This is a genomic window from Carnobacterium gallinarum DSM 4847 (assembly GCF_000744375.1).
Classification (GTDB): Bacteria; Bacillota; Bacilli; order Lactobacillales; family Carnobacteriaceae; genus Carnobacterium; species Carnobacterium gallinarum.
In genome coordinates this window covers 2,374,937-2,395,703 of record NZ_JQLU01000005.1, presented here as the reverse complement: position 1 = coordinate 2,395,703, position 20,767 = coordinate 2,374,937, and the positions used below count along the sequence as shown (strand labels likewise).

The 20,767-nt window shown below is 33.1% G+C and carries 18 protein-coding genes; all 18 read right to left on the bottom strand.

Annotation, left to right across the window (positions count from 1 at the left end; translation table 11 throughout):
* Window positions 1–169 precede the first annotated feature (169 nt).
* Window positions 170–895: a LytR/AlgR family response regulator transcription factor gene (locus BR43_RS15955; protein WP_034563745.1), complete on the bottom strand. Its 726-nt coding sequence runs from the start codon at window positions 893–895 to the stop codon at window positions 170–172.
* 407 nt (window positions 896–1,302) lie between these two features.
* Entirely contained in the window at window positions 1,303–5,046 is a 3,744-nt protein-coding gene (locus tag BR43_RS15950; RefSeq protein ID WP_034563743.1) for a hypothetical protein, read from the bottom strand.
* Complete coding sequence (locus tag BR43_RS15945) at window positions 5,043–5,690, bottom strand: hypothetical protein (protein WP_034563741.1); 648 nt, start codon at window positions 5,688–5,690, stop codon at window positions 5,043–5,045. Before BR43_RS15945 ends, BR43_RS15950 begins: the two co-directional genes overlap by 4 nt.
* On the bottom strand, window positions 5,690–6,298 hold the full coding sequence (locus BR43_RS15940; RefSeq protein ID WP_034563739.1) for a hypothetical protein: 609 nt from the start codon (window positions 6,296–6,298) through the stop codon (window positions 5,690–5,692). Before BR43_RS15940 ends, BR43_RS15945 begins: the two co-directional genes overlap by 1 nt.
* Window positions 6,299–6,302: 4 nt before the next feature.
* Window positions 6,303–7,304, bottom strand: a complete 1,002-nt coding sequence (gene pilM / locus BR43_RS15935) for a type IV pilus biogenesis protein PilM (RefSeq protein ID WP_034563738.1) — start codon at window positions 7,302–7,304, stop codon at window positions 6,303–6,305.
* Window positions 7,305–7,327: 23 nt separating this feature from the next.
* Complete coding sequence (locus tag BR43_RS15930; RefSeq protein WP_051934001.1) at window positions 7,328–8,107, bottom strand: prepilin peptidase; 780 nt, start codon at window positions 8,105–8,107, stop codon at window positions 7,328–7,330.
* A 29-nt stretch (window positions 8,108–8,136) separates the two neighbouring features.
* Window positions 8,137–8,625: a type IV pilin protein gene (locus tag BR43_RS15925; RefSeq protein WP_034563736.1), complete on the bottom strand. Its 489-nt coding sequence runs from the start codon at window positions 8,623–8,625 to the stop codon at window positions 8,137–8,139.
* Between the two features lie 94 nt (window positions 8,626–8,719).
* A complete protein-coding gene (locus tag BR43_RS15920; RefSeq protein ID WP_034563734.1) occupies window positions 8,720–9,931 on the bottom strand; it encodes a type II secretion system F family protein in 1,212 nt (403 codons plus the stop codon).
* Window positions 9,931–11,268, bottom strand: a complete 1,338-nt coding sequence (locus tag BR43_RS15915; protein WP_245617876.1) for a type IV pilus twitching motility protein PilT — start codon at window positions 11,266–11,268, stop codon at window positions 9,931–9,933. The genes BR43_RS15920 and BR43_RS15915 overlap by 1 nt, the downstream gene beginning before the upstream one ends.
* Before the next feature lie 16 nt (window positions 11,269–11,284).
* Window positions 11,285–12,817, bottom strand: coding sequence for a GspE/PulE family protein (locus tag BR43_RS15910; RefSeq protein WP_051934000.1), 1,533 nt, complete (start codon window positions 12,815–12,817; stop codon window positions 11,285–11,287).
* An 18-nt stretch (window positions 12,818–12,835) separates the two neighbouring features.
* Complete coding sequence (locus BR43_RS15905; RefSeq protein ID WP_034563732.1) at window positions 12,836–14,821, bottom strand: hypothetical protein; 1,986 nt, start codon at window positions 14,819–14,821, stop codon at window positions 12,836–12,838.
* The gene (locus BR43_RS15900; RefSeq protein WP_034563730.1) at window positions 14,808–15,500 is read right to left on the bottom strand and encodes a pilus assembly FimT family protein; all 693 of its coding nucleotides are present in this window, start codon (window positions 15,498–15,500) and stop codon (window positions 14,808–14,810) included. The genes BR43_RS15905 and BR43_RS15900 overlap by 14 nt, the downstream gene beginning before the upstream one ends.
* A 16-nt stretch (window positions 15,501–15,516) precedes the next feature.
* The gene (locus tag BR43_RS15895; protein ID WP_034563727.1) at window positions 15,517–16,170 is read right to left on the bottom strand and encodes a type II secretion system protein; all 654 of its coding nucleotides are present in this window, start codon (window positions 16,168–16,170) and stop codon (window positions 15,517–15,519) included.
* 48 nt (window positions 16,171–16,218) lie between these two features.
* Window positions 16,219–17,565, bottom strand: coding sequence for a glucosaminidase domain-containing protein (locus BR43_RS19305; RefSeq protein WP_245617875.1), 1,347 nt, complete (start codon window positions 17,563–17,565; stop codon window positions 16,219–16,221).
* Between the two features lie 322 nt (window positions 17,566–17,887).
* Window positions 17,888–18,859 carry a hypothetical protein gene (locus BR43_RS15880; protein ID WP_034563723.1) on the bottom strand — a complete coding sequence of 324 codons (972 nt, stop codon included), beginning with the start codon at window positions 18,857–18,859 and terminating at the stop codon, window positions 17,888–17,890.
* Between the two features lie 53 nt (window positions 18,860–18,912).
* Window positions 18,913–19,653: a hypothetical protein gene (locus BR43_RS15875; protein WP_034563721.1), complete on the bottom strand. Its 741-nt coding sequence runs from the start codon at window positions 19,651–19,653 to the stop codon at window positions 18,913–18,915.
* Between the two features lie 16 nt (window positions 19,654–19,669).
* Entirely contained in the window at window positions 19,670–20,209 is a 540-nt protein-coding gene (lepB, locus tag BR43_RS15870; protein ID WP_051933998.1) for a signal peptidase I, read from the bottom strand.
* Window positions 20,206–20,502, bottom strand: a complete 297-nt coding sequence (locus BR43_RS15865) for a hypothetical protein (RefSeq protein WP_034563719.1) — start codon at window positions 20,500–20,502, stop codon at window positions 20,206–20,208. Before BR43_RS15865 ends, lepB begins: the two co-directional genes overlap by 4 nt.
* Window positions 20,503–20,767 lie beyond the last annotated feature (265 nt).

The following is a 20,767-nucleotide window of genomic DNA, read 5'->3' as shown; positions in this document are numbered from 1 at the left end:
TCTGTTCTCAATACAGTTACTTTGTATTGAGAGAAGAGATAATATATTAATAAATATTGCAATCCACTTTCATAAATATGAATGAAAAAAGTTTGTAAATTAAACATGAGGTTTATTTTCCTTTCTAAAAATCACAAGAATTAAAGCCAATTTTAATAAGCAACTATTTTTATTGATGCCGATCACTTTCTCTTAAAAATTGTTCTTTTACTTCATTCCTTTTGTTTTTTGGGATAGCTATTATTTCTTTGTTTAACAAGATAATCTCTTCACGAGAATATTTACTTACAAAAAGATAGTTAACAATAATAGACTGGCTAATTTTGATAAATCCAAAAGGCATTACTTCTTTTGCTACGTCTCTAATATTGTCAACAAAAGAATCTCTTCCGTCAACTGTAATGATGTTCACCTTTCGACCACTATTTTCAAAATATAAAATTTCTTCCATTCGATAACTAAAATGCTCTTTTCGTTTTTTATAATGATATAACTTAGGTACTAGTTCTAATTTTTCTATTGCTAAATCTAAGGAACGCCCTATCAGGTTCTCTTCTATCGGTTTTGAAATAAACAGTAGAGGCTGAACATCAAATAATTGTCGGTCGTACTGCCCTGTCCCAGAAACATAAATAATTTGAATTTTATGATCTCTTAATTCACCTCTGAGAGAAAGACCGACCTCAACCCCATTGACTTCATTCATTTCTATGTCAAGGTAAATTAAATCGTAATCACCTCGTCCGCTCCGTATATCCTCCATCAACATATGACCATCGAAAAAAACACTTACTGTTGCAGTAAATGAAGAACTTTTTGCATATTGCAGGATCATACTTTCAATATGAGAGCATATTATTTTATCATCATCACATATGGCAATCTTTAAATTCATATTAAATCATTCCTCTCCATTTAATTATGGGTAATCAAATATCTATTGTTTTCGAATATATTATTAATTTAAATAGAATGAAAAATTTTATAATATTAAATTTCACTTCAAATCTGTGTTTTAATGAACAAATACACTGACATTATACCGTGTTTAATCAGAAAAACAAAATATTTCATTTAAATATCTATTATATTGAACAAACTTATTTTAAGTCCGTAGACACAATTTAAAACGATCTGACTTTAAATGTAAAAAATAAAGAACTTAGAACACAAGTCTCTAAATAGTAAAAGTCCCATGAAAAACATTTTTTACAATGCTTATTTCATGGGATTTTTCATTTGAATTCAGATAGTTTTTTAACCAATAGATTAGTTATGTCCTAGAATCTTTGACTAATTATTTTAATCAACAAAATCCCATGTGTTATTCCAATATGCTCTCATTACTTCACCATCTGAACTCGTATACTTTACAGATACTTTATTACGAATTTCACTTACTGGAATGTCTAGAACCATTGATTCAACTGTTGGTTTATCTGTTACTGTAAAATCTTTATACTCTTCTCCATCAATATAAACTGTAAAATGATCTATATTAGAGTAATATACATTTAATCGATTATTGACCACATTCAAATACACATCTGCAGTAATTGTTGACTTCAAATAGATCGTTATCCAATATTCATTTCCCTTAGAAAGAGCTAACGAAGGATAGGCATTAATTTTATCCGCACTGTTATGAGGGATATTTTCTTTTGTTATGACTACACCGTCATATAAATAGAAACTAGGCTCATGCGGTTTTAAATATAAAAAGTTGTAGCCAAATGTTTTATCAAATTCTATATTGGAAAATCCTATATCCCCAAGTCCAGACTTGATGTCGTAATTCGTTTTCGTCAAAATATCATTTGTTGACTCATCCTTCATCGTCCATACTTCTACTTTTCCTTTTTCAGGGACTGCTATATTACCACTCTCTGAAGTGATAACTTGTCTTACATGTAGATTGATAGGTTTAGTGTATATATATTTCATTGTATAATTTTTAATTACATTGGAGATAGTTGCATTACCCGATTCGATGTTATCTATCTCAATAATATCTGATTGATCAATTTGATAACCATATTTGCTATACGGTACGATATCAGGAAAAGCATTCACGTAGTTTTCATTTTTATTAATCAACACTTTGGTATCTGGTTTCAGTGAATTGTTAAATTCATCTTGATACGTTTCTGTAATTTGAAATTCCATCATCAATTCACTGATTTGCATACTGCTAACATCACTGACATTGTTTGCTCGATCAACGGCTACCACATGAATATATTTATTAGCATCCTCAGCACCATTTAAACCAGTTACTTCTGTCTTCGTTTCATACGCTACAGCATCACTATTGTGTGGTGCAACATAAGCATCGTATTTATCTTTTGGGATTCTTCCGTAAGAATTTTTAAAAGATTCAACCTCTTTGCTTAAATCAGAAGTTTCAGATGAGTCAATTCTGTAAAAATAGCCAGCGATGTTGCTTTTTATCTCTTCTTTGGCGATATTTGATCGTAAAACACCACTATTTTTGGTATTGGCTTCAATATACCATTGATACGGTTTTCCATGGTCAATTGAATTCAAATTAAGAGAGAAGTTTTCAAAAGTACCACTATTATACTCAATTTTTGGTGCCTCTGATTGAACGTCATCTACTACCGTTTGTTCTTTAGCCCCTTCATCAATAGAAATTTGAGCTAAATTATACAAGGTATTCGCAATGATTTTTCTTTCTTCCATAGTAGATTGTCCGTTACTATGACCTGTTTGTATCATGGCAATATTTTCATTCGTTCTTAAATACCACCCTCCACGATATGTTCCATCATCATAAATTGTAGGACTTATAAATTCAAACCAAACATCACCAACTTCTTTAATTTGTGGTTCATTAGGGTGGGACGGAGGTATTTCTAGTTCTACATCATTTTCCATTTCAAACGGATACTTCATAAGATATCCATTATTGATTAATTTAATTTTTTCTGACACAATCACCGTTGCCGGATTGTTAAATCCGTAAGTTATACCTAACTTTTCAGCAAAAGGCTTCATGTTTATGTTCTTCTTGTAATATGGATCCTCTGGATCATAACCAACTATTGTATCATGACCGAATAAAGCCCCTCTACCGTCATTTATAAAGTCCATAACATACCCTGCTGACTCTTCATTCAAAGTCATACCATTATTGCTATCCCATGAACCAAACATTAAAACATCATATTTCCAATTTCCTTGATCATCTTGCAAATAATTTAACGAATTATTGTCAAAATCACTATACTTTACTGGAATCACATCAATCAACTTATCTCCATCATTTGTCGTCAAATTTAAGCTATCCATCCATGATTTAAATGTATTTGATTCCTCTATATCTGGATACACATTTAACACTTTTACCTGCTTGCCATAATTAAGAGGCTTAACAACCCAGTTCTGACCTTCATCTTCTGATTGAAACAACTGATATCCTTTTTGACTTAAATTTTGCACTTCATCCCATTTTAAATCAGCGTAACTTTTTTCAGCATCTTTATCCCAAGCATTTTTAGCTGAGAGTTTAAAGTCCCCATCCTCTATAAGATCGCTAACTTTTATGCTGCTTACTTCGCTAACATTATTTGAGCGATCAACAGATACTACATGGATATATTTATTAGCATCTTTATCGCCATTCAAGCCTTTAATTTCAGATGCTGTTGAATAATCGGATTCAGTACTATCTGTAGGTGCAACATATAAATCGTATTTATCTTTGGGAATTCTACCATATCCATCTTTGAAACCCTCTACTTCTTTAGCTAAATTAGAGCTTTCCGATTCATCCATTCGATAGAAATAGCCGGCAACGTTGCTGGTAATGGTTTCTTTCATAGTGTCGGATTTTAATAAACCTGTGTCTTTCGTATCTGCTTCTACATACCATTGATAGTTTTTACCTAGATCGATACTTTCAACATTAACAGAAAAATCATAGAATGTTCCATTTTTCTTTTCTAATTTCGCTTTTTCAGGTGCTACATTGTCTTGAACGGACTGATCCGTTGCATAGGATTCGATTGAAATTTGAGCTAAGTTATACAAGGTATTCGCAATGATTTTTCTTTCTTCCATAGTAGATTGTCCGTCACTATGACCTGTTTGTATCATAGCAATATTTTCATTCGTTTTTAAATACCATGCACCCCTATTTATGCCATCATCAAAAACGGTCGTTTCAAAAAAAGAAAGGTCTATTAATTCAAACCATACCTCACCAACATTTTTAATTTGTGGTTCAAGAGAGTGGGACGCAGGTATTTCTAGTTCTACATCATTTTCCATTTCAAACGGGTACTTCATAAGGTATCCATTATTGATTAATTTAATTTTTTCTGACCCACTGGACACTGTTTCCGACCATCCGAAGGTTACACCTAACTTTTCAGCAAAAGGTCTCATGTATTTGTTATGCTCGTAAAGGTCCCAGGGACCAGCTAATGTATCATGACCGAATAGAGCCCCTCTACCGTCATTTATAAAGTCCATAACATACCCCGCTGACTCTTCATTCAAAGTCCTATGATTATTATAATCCCATGAACCAAACATTAAAACATCATATTTCCAATTTCCTTGATCATCCTGCAAATAATTTAACGAATTATTGTTAAAATCACTATACTTTACTGGAATCACATCGATCAACTTGTCTCCATCATTTGTCGTCAAATTTAAGCTATCCATCCATGATTTAAATGTATTTGATTCCTCTATATCTGGATACACATTTAACACTTTTACCTGCTTGCCGTAATTTAATGAACGGACTTCCCATGTACTGCCACTGTCTTCTGATTGGTACATTCGATACCCTTTTTGTGTTAAATTATCAATGTTTTCCCAATCAAGAGTTACAGCAGGTTTTTCTGCGATTTTATCCCAAACATTTGAAATATTTAATTTGAAATCACCTTCCACTACAATCGTTGCTGCTTCAAGCAACGAATCTTTTCGTATTTTTTGAACATAAATAGCTACCATGCTACTAATCAACACTACAACAACTAGAATACTGGCTTGCCACTTCCTTATCATTGTTTCTCCTCCTCTAACCTCAAGGCTTCTTCAACTAATAATGGCTCTATCGATTTTCCCGTTTCATACTGCGATAAATAATACAAGTCAGCAACAATAGTGGCAGCATAGGCATAATCTCCATTAGCAGAAGTCATTTCACTAGCACGATAGATCACATTTTGAATGTTAACAAAACGCTCTCCTTGCTCCAACTGATCAACAAATCTGATGATTTCTTGACTGCTGTTTCCAGTAATATCAAAACCTACTACACTCTTTCGTAGCTGCTTTTCGGCATTAGGTACTTCTGGAAATACTTGTAAATTTTCAAACTTAATATTTTTAATTGAAATAGACGAATCTTGACTGATTGCTTCTATCTCTTTAAAATAGCTTTCTAATTCAAGACCATTTGATATTATTGGTGCCTCGTTTACGATTTCTGATTTAATTAACGTTGGCTTATTATTTAAGTCCGTAAATTCTGTGCCAATACTTTTTACTTCTTCACTTAGCTTTGTAAACCGCTCATTGGTAACCGATAGTTGGCTTATTTTGGGAGCAATGGCTAGAAACCAACCAACCAAAATAACTAACAATAATGTCAGCACAATACCTGCTGAAAAAAATATATGTTTTTTAGTAAAAAAAATACGATTCATTATTTGGCCCCTTCCTCAACGGTTGTTTCGTCTACTAAATTTTTTTTGATTCGAATAATAAACTCAGATTCTGTGTTATCTGAATCATTAGATACACTCACTGGCATAACATCATATACCCAATCATTCTTTTCAAGTTCTTTTTTTAATTTAGGCATATTTGTAAACAAATCACCTTGCAAACGAAGCGTAATAGCAGGTAATAATTCTTCATCATTACTAGATTTTTCTACTTGCTCCGTTTGATTTTCTATATCACTTAGCCCTATTTGATAATTTAATAATTTCAAATCTAACTCTTTTGCTGTTTTATCAAAGCTAGCCATCACTGGACTTATTAAATACTTATCGTTTTTCAAATCTATTAAAAATTCTTGGATGTCTTTTGATTGAGCATTTTCTAATTCTGATACTTTTTTTTCTAATCCAATTCTTTCAAGATTTTTCTGCTGTTCGTCTACCATCACTTGATTTAACCTGATCGTTAAGAAAAAATACAATCCAACAAAAAGTAATGCAATGGTAATACTGATAATTATTGTGCTAAAAAAAATGATAGTTGTTGCTTTATTTTTAACAAATTTTTGTGGTAATAAATTAATATTCAATTCACTAAACCTCCTTAAGTGCTAATCCTAAAGTTAACAAAAAACGATCAGGCACTTTAATTTTTTCAAGAGAAGAGGTTAATGTGTTAACTTGTATGGTATTCTTTTTTCTAATAATATCGATCACTCCGCGTTTTAATTTAGGATGTCCTCCTACAAGATAAATATTGGCGATAGTCCCATCATTTGATAGTTCTGATTCAAAGTAATGAACAACATTATTAATGATTTCACCTAACTTATATAGTGCTTCCTCCTCTCCCCTATATTCAGGTACAATTTGATCCTCTAATTCTATATAGCGCCAATTACTTTTATTGTAATCTTCATATTGAACATAAATCGGTACCGTATTTTCAAAAATGGTAATCGTGGCTTCACCTGAATCAATCTCAACTAACGCAAAATTTTTTTCCCAGTCTATTTCTCGTTTTAAAACGGACATATACGCTAATGGACTGAAATCAACACCAACTAAATTCCCGTTACATTTTTGAATGACATCACCAACTTCTTCCAGCAACTCTTCTGAAGTAATACAGATTGGAATCTTACCTTTTATATGATTCACATTTTCAATTAATTGTTTCCCATTTTTTCTTTTGTGTTGTTTCTGGTTTTTAGAGCTTCTTTTTTTAATTGTGTCTAAAATGAGCAAGTCAAATACAGGTTTTTCAAAAGGTAATGTAATGGATTCACCTATTTCAAAAAAAAGAAACTCTCGCATTTCTTTTTCTGTGGTCATTTCTTGAAGAGGAATTTGACGAATAAGAACTTTTGAATTTAAAGCAGAAATAATAACGGATGGATTTGTTATATGTGTCTCTTTAAAGATTACTTTTAGGATGTTTACCAGTTCTTGTTTATTTTTCAGCTTATCATTTTTAATCAGTTCTTTATTGGCAAGTTTTTCACCACAAGTAAACTGCCCTTTATACAAAACGCAGTATCTCACTACGTTTTTTTTAATATCAATACCGATTGTCGTTTTTGTACGTCCAAACATACTAGTAACCCTCTTTCGTGTTGTTATCTTGAAAATAATTGCAGCATGGTGTCTATTTGACCTGATGTAAATTGATAAATCAGATAGGATGAGACAGCAATTGCAGGTCCAAATGGAATGAATTTTTGCTTCTCGTTGGTTCGAATAAATGTTATTACATAAAATATAATAGCTAAAACTGATGATAAAAATAATGAAATTAACGCACCTATTGGTCCAATAAACAACCCTACTACTGCAAATAACTTAATATCGCCACCACCAATGGCTTTCTCGTTGAGCATTCCTACCAAAAATAACGGTAGAAATCCCGCTAAAACACCGGCAATAGGATACCACCAATAGTCACTTTGCGGAATAAAAAAACGTTCCATCATACCGATTAAGAAAAACGGCAACAACACTTTGTTGGGTATAATTTGATAAAGATAATCTGAAATACTAATAGTGAACAACAGACAAATGAACGTAAAACTAACTAGAACTTCTGTTTCTAATTGCAAGAAATAGGCACTACTCATAAATAGCAATCCAATAAAGACTTCTAAAATTGGATTTTTCAACCCAATTTTAGAAGCACAAAAATAACATTTCCCTTTAAGAATACTATACGAAAATAGTGGAATAACATGCCACCACTTTAACTCTTCTTTGCACGCATCACAGTGAGACCTGCCCATTATTGTTTCTTTTTGAGGAACTCTGTATCCTACCACCAAAAAAAAGGAGCCCATACACATTCCAAGAATAAATACATAAACGTACGTAAATGCTAAAAACACATTCATCTGATATAAATCCATTTGAATCTCCCTCTTTCTATTTTGTCCTATTATGGATTAGCTGGTGGTGTCCATAGGTCAGCTCTTGTTAAGCTGAGAATATCATCATTTGTTGTACCAGCTGCAATCGGCTGACTCTTCTTATTACCCGCTGTAAGTTGATTAGCAGGAACCGCAAGGGTTAATGAACCATCTGTTTCAACTGTAAATACAACCGTATCTGGAGTTTCCCATGTACCTTTAGCTGCTTCAAGATATCCTCCGTCCAAAATTTCTTTTAGTGTAAAGAACTTACCACCTGTAGCTTTCGATTCAGTTGATTGATACAGTTTTGCAGCATTCATTGCTTGTTGGACATTTGCTACACCTGCATCTTCACGTGTATTTTGAATCACTCTACCAATTGCGGTAACACCAATTGCGGCAATAATTGCAAGAATAACTACGGTTGCTAATAATTCAACTAAAGTCATCCCTCGTTCATCTTTTAACATACGACTCACTTTATTTTCTTCTCTTAATACCAATACTTCTGTCATTTGTTTATTTCCTCCTAAGATTTGATTAATTAAGTTAATTTAATGTTTAGAAGTATGAGATCCTAAACATTAAAGTAATCTAACTAAAGCTAGATTATCCTTGAATTGTCGTGTACATAGAGAACATTGGCAACATAATAGACGCCACAATAAGCCCTACCATACTGGCAATTAAAACCATTACTAAAGGTTCTACAATCGTTTTAATTCGCTTGCTATTTTCGTCAACTTCTTTTTCAAAAATAATGCTTAGTTTTTTAAGCATCTCTTCCAAAGTTCCCGTTTTTTCTCCAATTAAAATCATTTGAGAAAGCATCACAGGTACAAACGGGCTTTCACTAAATACTGTACTTAATTTTCCACCTTGTTCAATAACTGTCTCACATTTGGCAATCAACTCTTTAATGCAACTATTGCTAGCCACTTCTTTACTCATATCTAAAGCTTTCACCATTGGAACAGAACTAGATAGTAAAGTAGACAATGTAGTCATTAATACGGAAAAATCATTTTTTTGTAACAATTCTCCAAAAATAGGCATTTTCAATTTTAAAGTATCTACTTGTAACTTAAACTTCGGTTTCTTTTTTGCTAAGTTATAGGACACTATTAAAATAACACTGAATAAGAATATCCAAAGACCTTGCGAGGTAATAAATTTACTAATTCCCATGGTTATAATGGTAATTTTAGGTAAAGGAGCATCGAAACTTTCAAAAAATGAAACAAACATTGGCACAATCGAAACCATCATAAAAACACCTACGCCAAGAGCCGCTATAAGCATCATCATTGGATAAATCATGGCTGTAATCATCGTACTTTTATTTTCTACTCGTTTTTCATAGTATCCTGCAATTTGATTTAAGTTACTCTCTAATGCTCCAGATATTTCAGCAACAGCTATAACATTAATGAGCAAAGGTGGAAAGGCATTTGGATGTTTACGGTAACTGTTTGAAAGCGGTTCTCCATTTTCTAAATCCTTGCGAATCTCTGAGATTATTTCTTTAAAGCGCCCTTTTTTTAATTGTTTTTCTAGTATAATGGATGCATCTAACACCGACACTCCTGCAGTAATCAACGTTGACATTTGACGTAAATATGGAACCAACTCTTTTTCACTAATTTTGTTAAACAATTGAATTTCTTTATTCGCGATACTTTCTTCTTGTTCAATAATAGAGGTTACTTTTATTTTTTTTTCTCTTAGATTTATTTTTGCCTCAAGTACCGTTTTGGCTCTAATACCACCTGACAACCCTTCACCTCTAGTACTGATTCCCTCATAGCTATAAAAAGGCATTATGCTTCACTCCCTTGCTCAATAAAAGACTCAGCCACTTCAAAATCTACCTGTTGTCTTTGTATCAATTTAGTAATGGAAGCTTCCATTGTATGCATTCCTTCTTTCTTACCCATCTGAAGCATATTGCTAATTTGGTGGGTCTTTCCAGATCGAATAATATTTGCAATCCCCTTTGAATTAACTAGCATTTCAGTTGCCGCAACTCGTCCTTTTCGATCTTTAGTTGGCAATAATCGTTGAGAGAGAACACCTAATAATGCACCGGCTAGCTGGGAACGGATTTGCGGTTGCTGAACAGCTGGAAAAACATCGACAATTCGCTCGATTGTTGCTGGAGCACTTGATGTATGGAGCGTTCCTAAAACCAAATGCCCTGTCTCAGCTGCGGTTAACGCGATTGAAATTGTTTCAAAATCTCGCATTTCACCAACTAAAATGACATCTGGATCTTGTCGCAATGCTGCTCGTAAAGCATTGCCAAAAGACTCGGTATCTCGTCCAATCTCACGTTGGGACACAATAGATTTCTTGTGCTTATGAACATACTCAATTGGATCTTCCAATGTCAGAATATGTGTATTTTTCATTTCATTTAAATAATCAATCATTGCAGCTAATGTCGTGGATTTTCCCGATCCAGTAGGTCCTGTTACAAGAAACAATCCTTGGCTTTTGTAAATTAGGTCCTTTAAAATATCCGGTACACCAAGGGAATTTAAGCTAGGAATCTCGATTGGTATCCGACGCAACGCAATCGCAGTCGTATCCATCTGTTTGAAAATATTCACCCTAAACCTGGCAAACTCTTTAAGCTCATATGCTAAATCCACTTCACCATTTTTTTGAAATTCCTGCCATTGGCTGTCATTACAAATACCTCTTCCCATCGCTGTTATGGTGTCGGAATAAAGTACTTTTGAGCCAGTCACCGGCTGTAAATCACCATGCAATCTAAAGATTGGTTCAATTCCTTCAATTAAATGCAAATCGGAAACACCAAGTGTAACGGTCTCTTTTAACCAGATATTTAGCTGCTCCACAGGATCATTACTCGTTAAACTCGGTTCTGCTTCACTAATGGTATGAATTAATGGATCTGTTATATCAAGCATTTCCTCTGATAAAAACGAGGAATAATCCAATTTTAAGTCGATTTCGTTATTCGTGTCACTTGTCCTTTCAGCATTGTTTTCAAAATGAGGAGAAGAAAATTCTGGCTGATCAACTGAATCATTCTCAAATAACTCAGTCGTCAAATTGTTTTTTTCTTCATAAAAATTCAATTCATTTTCTTCGATTTCTTTACTTTGAAAATAAAAACGCTCTTGCTTCATCAATAAATCTCCTTTCTTAGACTTCTGCTGCTGCGACTTTCAGAACTTCCTCAATCGTTGTATAGCCAGCCAATACTTTATCTAATGCATCGTGAATTAAAAAGCGCATTCCTAAATCCCCCAAATATTCCGTCAATTCTTCACTAGTGATATTAGTTGTAATCTTTTTTCTAATTTCTGTTGTGATGACCAACAATTCTTGAATGGCCATTCGGCCTTGATAACCGGTATAATTGCATTTAGCACACCCTTCACCATGATATAAACTATCAGGATGAAGGTGATATTCTTGCAAAACCACTGCGTCTTCAAGGGACACAGGAGCTTCAACTTTACAATTTGAACAAATGGTACGAACTAGGCGTTGAGAAAGAACTCCTGCTAAAGAATTAGCTACTAAAAATGGATCAATTCCCATATCAATTAAACGATTGATGGTGCTCACTGAATCATTCGTATGAATAGTAGACAAGACCAAATGCCCTGTCATAGAAGCTCGAATAGCAATTTCAGCTGTTTCACTATCCCGAATTTCTCCCACCATAATGACATTAGGATCTTGCCTTAGAATTGAACGCAAACCACTAGCAAAACTCAAACCAATATGACTATTTACGGCAACTTGATTGACGCCTTCTAGTTGATACTCCACAGGATCTTCTACCGTAATAATATTGACATTTGGCTCATTTAGCTCATTTAACGCCGCGTACAGAGTGGAAGATTTTCCTGAACCAGTTGGTCCAGTCACTAAAATAATGCCATGTGGATTTCTCAATATTTTTCTAAATGAGGCCAAGCTTTCTGGTTGAAACTTAAACTCTTCTAGCTTTCTAATACCTACTGAACGATCCATAATCCGGATAACTGTTTTTTCTCCATGAATTGTTGGTAACACAGAAACCCGTAAATCAACTACTTTCGATCCACTCTTTAGCATTGCACGCCCATCCTGGGGGATTCTACTTTCAGTAATATCAAGTGAAGAAATAATTTTTAATCTGGATATAACAGCTGGTTGAATATTTTTAGGAATCTTTTTTAAATCCCGCAGATCTCCATCAATTCGAATCCGAACAATCATATACTTTTCTTGCGAATCAAAATGAATGTCACTTGCTTTTCGATCTATCGCATCATTTAGCAAACTATTTACCAATTTTATAATTGGAGAATCATTATTGTTTTGTTGATTCATTTCTTCCAGATTTGTCACTTCTTCATGAGTAGTCAATCCATCTAAGCTGATTTCAGAGGGATAATCACGAACAATGATTTGTTGTATATCAGATTCATTTGCTTTGACAGGAACAATTTGCATGCCCGTTGTTAAACGTAAATCATTTAAGACTGGGTAGTTTGATATGTTGCTGATTGCAACTGCCAAACGTTTCCCTTCAGAATCCACTTCCAATGGAATAACACTAAATTTTTTTGCAAAAGCTCTAGGAATTAGTTCAATCAAACTTGTGTCAAGAGAATGTTTAAAAAGGTCAACTACTTGCGGTTGATTGGCTTCTAAACCTGCACTATGTTCATCTTTAGTCATAAAATCCCATTCCTTTCATTAGTGATTTACTTCTTCCACATAAGAAAATGTTCTTGTGATCATTTGAGACGTATCTGATCCAGTTGGATTATCAGGTTTTATAATTGTCACTTCACCGTTTTGTACAGCATCTTCCGTTAATTGGACTGTCACAGGTATTCTACGGCTCTTCAGCTCGGATTCTAAAAGGTTCATATCTGTTTGGTTGAAAACACGTAAAATGACTTTCCCGTTTAAATCCCCTTCATTTAGGCTATTCACCAGAAACGTAGTATCAAAATAAGCCAAATTTGGAAGTACATTTAACGAAAGAATTGAGTCTTTCCCTAAGATTAGATTGAAAGGTTCTGTACCCGTATACCCTAAGTTGAGGGCTGCACCATTTTTAAGACTAACCGTATTCCAATCTTCTTTATCACCATAATATTTTGCTGTTTCTCCACTCTGTTCGGCAATTGATTTTCGCCTATCCGTTTTGGGCGCATCAATAAAGGTCATTCCATCAACAGTCAGCCTTGTATTGCTACCATTTAAGCTTAGTATCGAAGATGCGTTAGGCTTGCTATAAAGTTCTTCTTCTTGAAAATAAGAAAACCCATCTTGTCCTGTGTTACTATCTAGCATTGCATTCGTTAGTAATAAATTTCCATCAACTGCTATTTGTCTTTGATCATTTTCAGCTGCTTGCAAATCTCTTCCTAAATTAAACGCGCCAGCATAGAAATTAGAGCTGGCTATAACCATAGAACCTTTAATAAATTCATTCCAAAGATCATCTTGTGGGGTACTTGTAAGAGCATTGCTTGCGTAATTTGCAAAGCGGAACTCTCTGGCCTTTTCCTGCGTCTCTACTAACAGTTTTCCACTCCCAAATAAGACACCTTCTGAACTAGCATTCGTAGCACTGTTCGTATTATTGATCAACAAACCACTCGTTTGAAAACTTTTATCCTTCTCATTTATTGCTAAAAACTTACTTGATCCAAAAAGATCTATATAAGTTCCATTGCCAGCACTCACATTCAAATTTTGAATAACGTTTTCTTTTGAATCAGAAGCTCTTAAAGAGAGAATATTACCAGTTATTAACTGTGAGGCTGAATGATTCCCTTCAAAACTGATCCCATGCTCCATCAGCAAGGAACCTTCAAATGTTAATGTTGAATATAACGGTTTTCCTTTTGAAGAAAAATCTAAAAAGGTATCATCAGTTATATCTACAACAGTATTATTTGAATAACCAAAGACTTGAGCTGTGTGATTGTCAAATTTTGAATAGCCAAAAGAGGAATGATTTTCGTTGTATCTATATACATCATCCATTTTTCTCATCCATGAATCGGCAGACAAATATCGTGCACTATTTGGTATATAATGAGAATAAACAACATTTCGCCACACATCCATCTCAGTAACAGACTCTTCAACATCAACATCGTTCCATTGAATTTGATAAACATAATTTGCAGTTGCTGATGATTTAACTTTCTTACCACTGTTCTCTTTTTCAGTGACATCTACTTCAATCACAAATGAAAGTTGAGCATTCGTTGCTTTAGTTTGATTTGCTACAGATGGATCCTCTTTCCACCCAAAATTTCCAGATGAATCTGTTAATCTATACGGATTAACTTTTTCCTTATTTATTTCCTCAATCCTAACCACGTAAGAAAACTGATGATCACTTCCGATATCTTTTTCAGACATCAAAAAATCATTAAAAAGTTTGTCCATATCTACACTAAGTTTTGAAATATCATTTCCAAAATCAATGGTTTCTAATTCGGATATATAGCCTTCAATTTTTTTTTGAATTTGATTGGTTCCATCTTGCATGGCATACTCTTCTACTTGTTGTACCCGTTTAAACTGATCTACTTTGTTCACCTGAAAAAAAACGGTTCTGGCAAGTAGAAATATGCCTCCTATCATTACAGATATTAAAATGATTGCACCTAGTACATATAAAAGTACAAATCCTGATTCATTTTTACCATCTTCCATTTCCAGGGATATCTCCTTTCGCCTTCGCATTATCTCGGTATTGAACAACTGTTTCTCTTGAATAAACCACATTAGAAAGAGCTTTTAATTCATCAAATGACCAGCCACCAGTCCGATCATCATGGTACTTGGAAAAATCTATTTTATCCCTATAAAATAAAACCATCACTGTTGTTTGAATTGAAAAGGTATCCCGATAATTTGGTGTAGAATAGATTGTTTTCGTAAGTTCATTTTCGTTTTTTTCTTGCATAATTTTAATTTTGATTTCAGGATTATTTAGTTGAAATACTTGCTTAGACTGATTTAGCGTATCTGTAATATCTGTCAATGCGATTCTATTTTCACCTTCATCTGTCACAGTCATTTCTACAGGATCTCCTGCCTCATCAAATTTAAGCGGCTTAATAATATGTGTTTCTTCCCATTCTTTCCCAACATATTTACCAATGTATCCGGCCTCTTCATATAATCCAGGAATCTTGCTAATGCTTTCAATTTCGGAAACGATTCCATTAGCCGTTTGTTGAATCTCAACCATTTGCTTTTGGATTGAGCTGGTTTTCGCTATGCTATAAAAGAGTCCGCCTGACAGACTAAAAACGATGCCTAAAAGTGCTAAAATAGTTATCAGTTCAACTAAAGTTACTCCTCGTTCTTCTTTTAACTTTCTTTGCAAAACGATTTATCCCCTCTCAATATTCAGGCACCCAGTTAGTATAAGTCTCCGTCAAAAGTTTTCCTGTTTCCTTACTGTAAATTTGAATGGTTAGCATCATGCCATCTGTTCGAGGTTCATATGAAGAGTCCGATTTTTTTTTTGCTGAAATTTTCACAAGAAAAGAGGGATCTTCTACATATTCCCCCATATAATATTTATTAAATTTGTCTTGATTCAATATATCTGGTAACTGATTTCCAGAAAAATCATAATGAACCTTTTCAACTATTTTTCCTCTATCAACAGAAGTATCCCTAGCAATTTCCCCAAATTTGGATTTATTCGTACCTGGATCTACTTGTATACCTGATTCATCAACAATTAAGTAACGACTTCGCACTTGCTGCTCTTCTGTATACATGACTTCCCCTTGTTTGGGCAAAGTCAGAACAAATTGATTTAGATTGGCAATATCTTGGCTCTGTGCTTTATAATTCAACCATTCCTTTATGTCATCCCTTACATAAAATGCTCGTTCAGTTAATTCGTTCTGATCAATTGCACTAAAATTTTGATACATAAGAGAGGTTAATCCTAGTAGAGCAATTCCGAATATAATAATAGACGCTAATACTTCAATAAGCGAAAAACCATTTTCATCAGTTGCCACTTGCTCAAAACATTTCATAAGTTTACCCCTATTCTTAAAAAACAACTGGTTCATTTAGAAGAACTATTAAAAATCAACTTTTTTCTGAGTCGAAAATTCACTAACTTTAATATCCATTAAGCTGTCATTTTCATTACTCAGCTCTGTACTCTCTTTTTCATAAATAGAAGTATCTTCATAAATTACTAATCCAACATCATTATTTTCTTTGCTCTTTTGTTCCTTTGTTTTTTCTGTACTTGCATTTTTTATTTGTGCCTCTACTTTAGATTCCACTTTCTTATTTGAACTTTTTACTTCGCTGCTACTATTTAACTTTGTATCATATTTTGTTAATTTATATGTCTCGATTAATGCATTCAGTTTTTTGTCATATCGTGTATCTGTTGCATATCTTCCAGTTAAAAAAGCTGTTGCATCTTGATAATTTTTAGTATTTGATTTCCAAGTATTACTATAAAAATTCAAATTACCTGATAAGCCCTCTCTAAGTAATATGGCATAGTCTTCAAGACTTTCTTTGTAACTAGGATATTTTCTAAAAGCAGATTTAATGGTGTATAAATTTCCTTTACCGTCATCTTCTTGAGTACTCATTGATACACTTTTCTTATTGTATTCACCTTTTACTCCAAATAAATTGTAATTTGGTGAACTTGATAGTGTACTATTGCCTGAACCAGTCTCTAAAATTGCTTGAGCAATCATTACAGATGCATACAAATCATTTTCCCAGGCAATTTTCTGCGCATCATTCTTTAAACTGTTGATAAAATCTCCTGTAGTTTGGTTTTTGGCAACTGAGAAATAATAATTATCCTCCAATTCAACTTCAGAAATATTGGTTACATTAGTATCTTCACTGAGTACCGTTGTTGAATCATTATTTGAAGATGATTCATTATTAGTGGAAATAGAATTTTCATTATTATTAGGTTCCTCTTTTTCTAATGAAGAGAGTGATTCAGATTCACTGGATTCTTCAACACTGCTTGATTCAGATTCACCGGATTCTTCAACACTGCTTGATTCAGATTCACCCGATTCTTCAACACTGCTTGATTCAGATTCACCCGATTCCTCGACACTGCTTGATTCAGATTCACCCGATTCTTCAACACTGCTCGATTCAGATTCACCGGATTCTTCAACACTGCTCGATTCAGATTCACCCGATTCTTCAACACTGCTTGATTCAGATTCACCCGATTCCTCGACACTGCTTGATTCAGATTCACCCGATTCTTCAACACTACTTGATTCAGATTCACCCGATTCCTCGACACTTGTTTCTAAAGTTTGAGCCATTAAATTTATTTCACGACTACTAGATAGGTGCCAAATCAATGTAGTTGCCATTACACTTACCCATATAAAAAGAACGACAATAGAATAGTTAACGTTTTTTTTCATAGCTCCTTACACACCTCTATTTATAAATAATTTTTGATAGTGAAATGCATTAAATCTAAAATAAAAACTGGATAACATCATGATTAGTACAAAAAAGACATCTGCAACTGTTGTAACTTTAAGTGAAAATACGTACAATTTAACCACTAAAAAAATACTAATGATGACCGTCAAAATGGATGCAGCCATATATACATAATAAAGATATTTAAAAAGTAACGGTTCCTGATTATTCATTGTTTATCTCCCAATTTCATATATATTGTTATCTGATCTTGTTGCCTACAAATTAGATTTTTATTTGAATTACCAAACACAAAAACTAAGCTTTGATGATAGCTAACTTATTTAATTTACTCTCTGACTTCTCTCCAGTTTGATTAAGTGACAAATCATTTACTTGATTCTCCAGCTGATTGTATAACGAGAAAAAGTTATCTTTAGATTCCGATATTTCAACTTTAAGTTCTTTTGCTTGATTGGCAATCTCTAAGACTTTATTTTCTGCATCTCTTATTAGCTCTTCAGCTTTTCGCGATGCTTTTTCTACAGTGCGGTTAGCTTGCTTTTGTGCAGAAATCATTACTTCACTAATTTCATTTTTTTGATCTGCAAAATCAGATTTTAAAATAACATTTTCCTCTGTTAAATCTTTAACTATCTTTTGCAAGTCAACGACTTCATCTGAGGAGCCATTAGTAGTAGTTTCCTGATTTTTAATATTTTGTTCTAGTTTTGTTATTATTTGGCTCAGCTTATTATTTTTGGATGTAAGCATGTCTTTTTCATTGCTCATTTGTTCTAGTTCTGCGTTTTTTCTTTTTAATTGACTCTGAATGTTCCCTACTTCATTCGTTTTTTCTGCTAATGCCATCTCTAATGCCGCTATTTCTTCAGCGGTTGTACTATTTTTAGCTTGTAAAAATTGTATGTCTGAATTTAGTTTATTTAGGATAGATTTTGATGTACTTTTTTCAGAAGTAGCCTCCGACATTAGTTCATTTATCTTATGCTTAAGTTTTTCATTTTCACTTCCCATAATTTCTAATTTCTTGATGCATCTCGCGTTATAAGAACTAAGTTCTTCTACTGATTTGTTTAATCTTTCTTTTTCAGAATGATTTGAGTCCATACTTCCCAACAGGTTATCTTTCTCATCATTTAATTGATGAATATGAGCGTTTAGTCTAGTGATTTCTTCATTAAGTCTCTCGACATCTTCATTACTAATTTGTTCTTGATTTTCCTCAGGAATATCATTGATTTCTTCTAAGATATTTTTTGAAAAAACCATCCATTCTGTTTTTCTTTTGCCATGTTTGCTGCATCCCCTTTCACATCTTTATATTAATTTTCCATTGAAGTACGTTTAAAATCTTCGTCTTTATCATTTCTAGTGTAGCTGCAACTATAAACCGTTTGATGAGAATCAGATTTTGTATCATTTAGTTTTAGATTGATTTGACTAAGTTCACTAATTTCTGAAATTTCCACAACGAACAAATCTATATTTTCTTTAATTGCTTCATTATTCTTATCAATTGCATTTCCTTCAATAGTTAGATCTAACGTTGCACTATGAGTATTTACAACTGCTAAAATATTATTTAGACCTACATACGGCGCTAATTTCTGAGATAGTTGCATTTCTAAAGAATGTTGCGCTTTTTTTTCTTGATTGATAAATAAGTCTCTCCACTCTAACGTTTTTATCTGTAACCCTTTTTCTGGGTAAGGAGTTAGTTCTATTTGGTCTATTATTTTTGTTTGTTGTTTTCTCAGTATTTCTAAATTATCTTTTAAATTTGAATTTTGTGAGGATAAATAATCAATTTTATAATTAAATTTATATAAACGACTGGTTATTAAAATTAACATCATAGAAAGGGCAATAGAAATAATAAAAATTGCTATCACATGTTTCGATAACTCATTCCTTTTAACTATCTCAAGTTTTTTTAAAAATTCTTTAGAGCTATCTTCAGAAATGGTAATATTTTGTATTTGTTTTTGGATAAATAGCCTATAGAGTACCATACACATTATAGATATACCTGAGACTATTAAAATTAATCCGATTACTTCCACTCAAAGCTCCCTCCGATTATTCAAAATTTAAAATAATCTTTCCTTCAATGTTGTTCCGCATTACCCAGCCAAACTCTCTACTATCCTTTGATATATCTGAATTATCGCCAACGACAAAATAAGAATTTGCTGGAATAATCATGATTTTTTTTAATTCATCAGCCACAGTTTCACTTAATTCAAAATCATAAACAGATTCAAACTTCCCTTGCCCACCTGTGTCAATACTTATCCTATTTTGATTAACAATAACTGCGTCTCCCGGAACGCCAATGATTCTTTTTACATACATTTCATCTTCATGAGCAAAAGAAATTACAGAGTATCTACTCAAAGAATCAACAGCTTTTACCAATACTGTGTCTGTATCCTTAAATTCATTCTCCATTGAAGATCCTGAAATAATATGAATATTGTAGGTTGATATCACATAAGAATAAAAAAGAAAATAGCCAGTTCCAAATAGGATCAACGGAACCAGTAAACCGATTCCTTTAATAATTTTGTGCTTTTTATGCTTCTTCTTAACATTTTCACATTCATTCCGTCTCATCATATATCTGCTCTTATCGTTCTTACTGTGTTAATTAATCCGTATTTTAATACATCTATTCTAACCATCGATAATAGAAAAGAATTGGTTATTGTTCGTAGTGAAATTTCCAGTCCTAAGCAAGCATTCAAAAAACTTGTTTTAACTTCACTTTTCATAAAGCTATCATGCGGGAATTGATTTAAGTCGTCCGTACCAATTTTTAGAAATAGCATCGTTGACTTTGCTTGCAGCGCATGACTATCAGAAACAGTTTGATTAAATTTCACATCAATAAAAGCAGGTTTCCTTTCCATTACTCCACTCCTCTCAGATAGAAATAAGTTCCTTTCTATCTCGCCAATCTTAAGCTCTTTTTACTTTAGAATAACTCCTTATTAATTTAATTTTCTTTATTAAAATATACTTTTTTTCCCTCTTCTGCTTCAATACGCTTAAATAAGCCTCTCTAAACGTAATATTTAGTTCGTTATCTTAGAATATATACTCTCCTTTAAGACACAGAAAAAGACGTTTCTATTTTAAAGAAACATCTAAGGTAATTTATTCTAAGAGGAAATA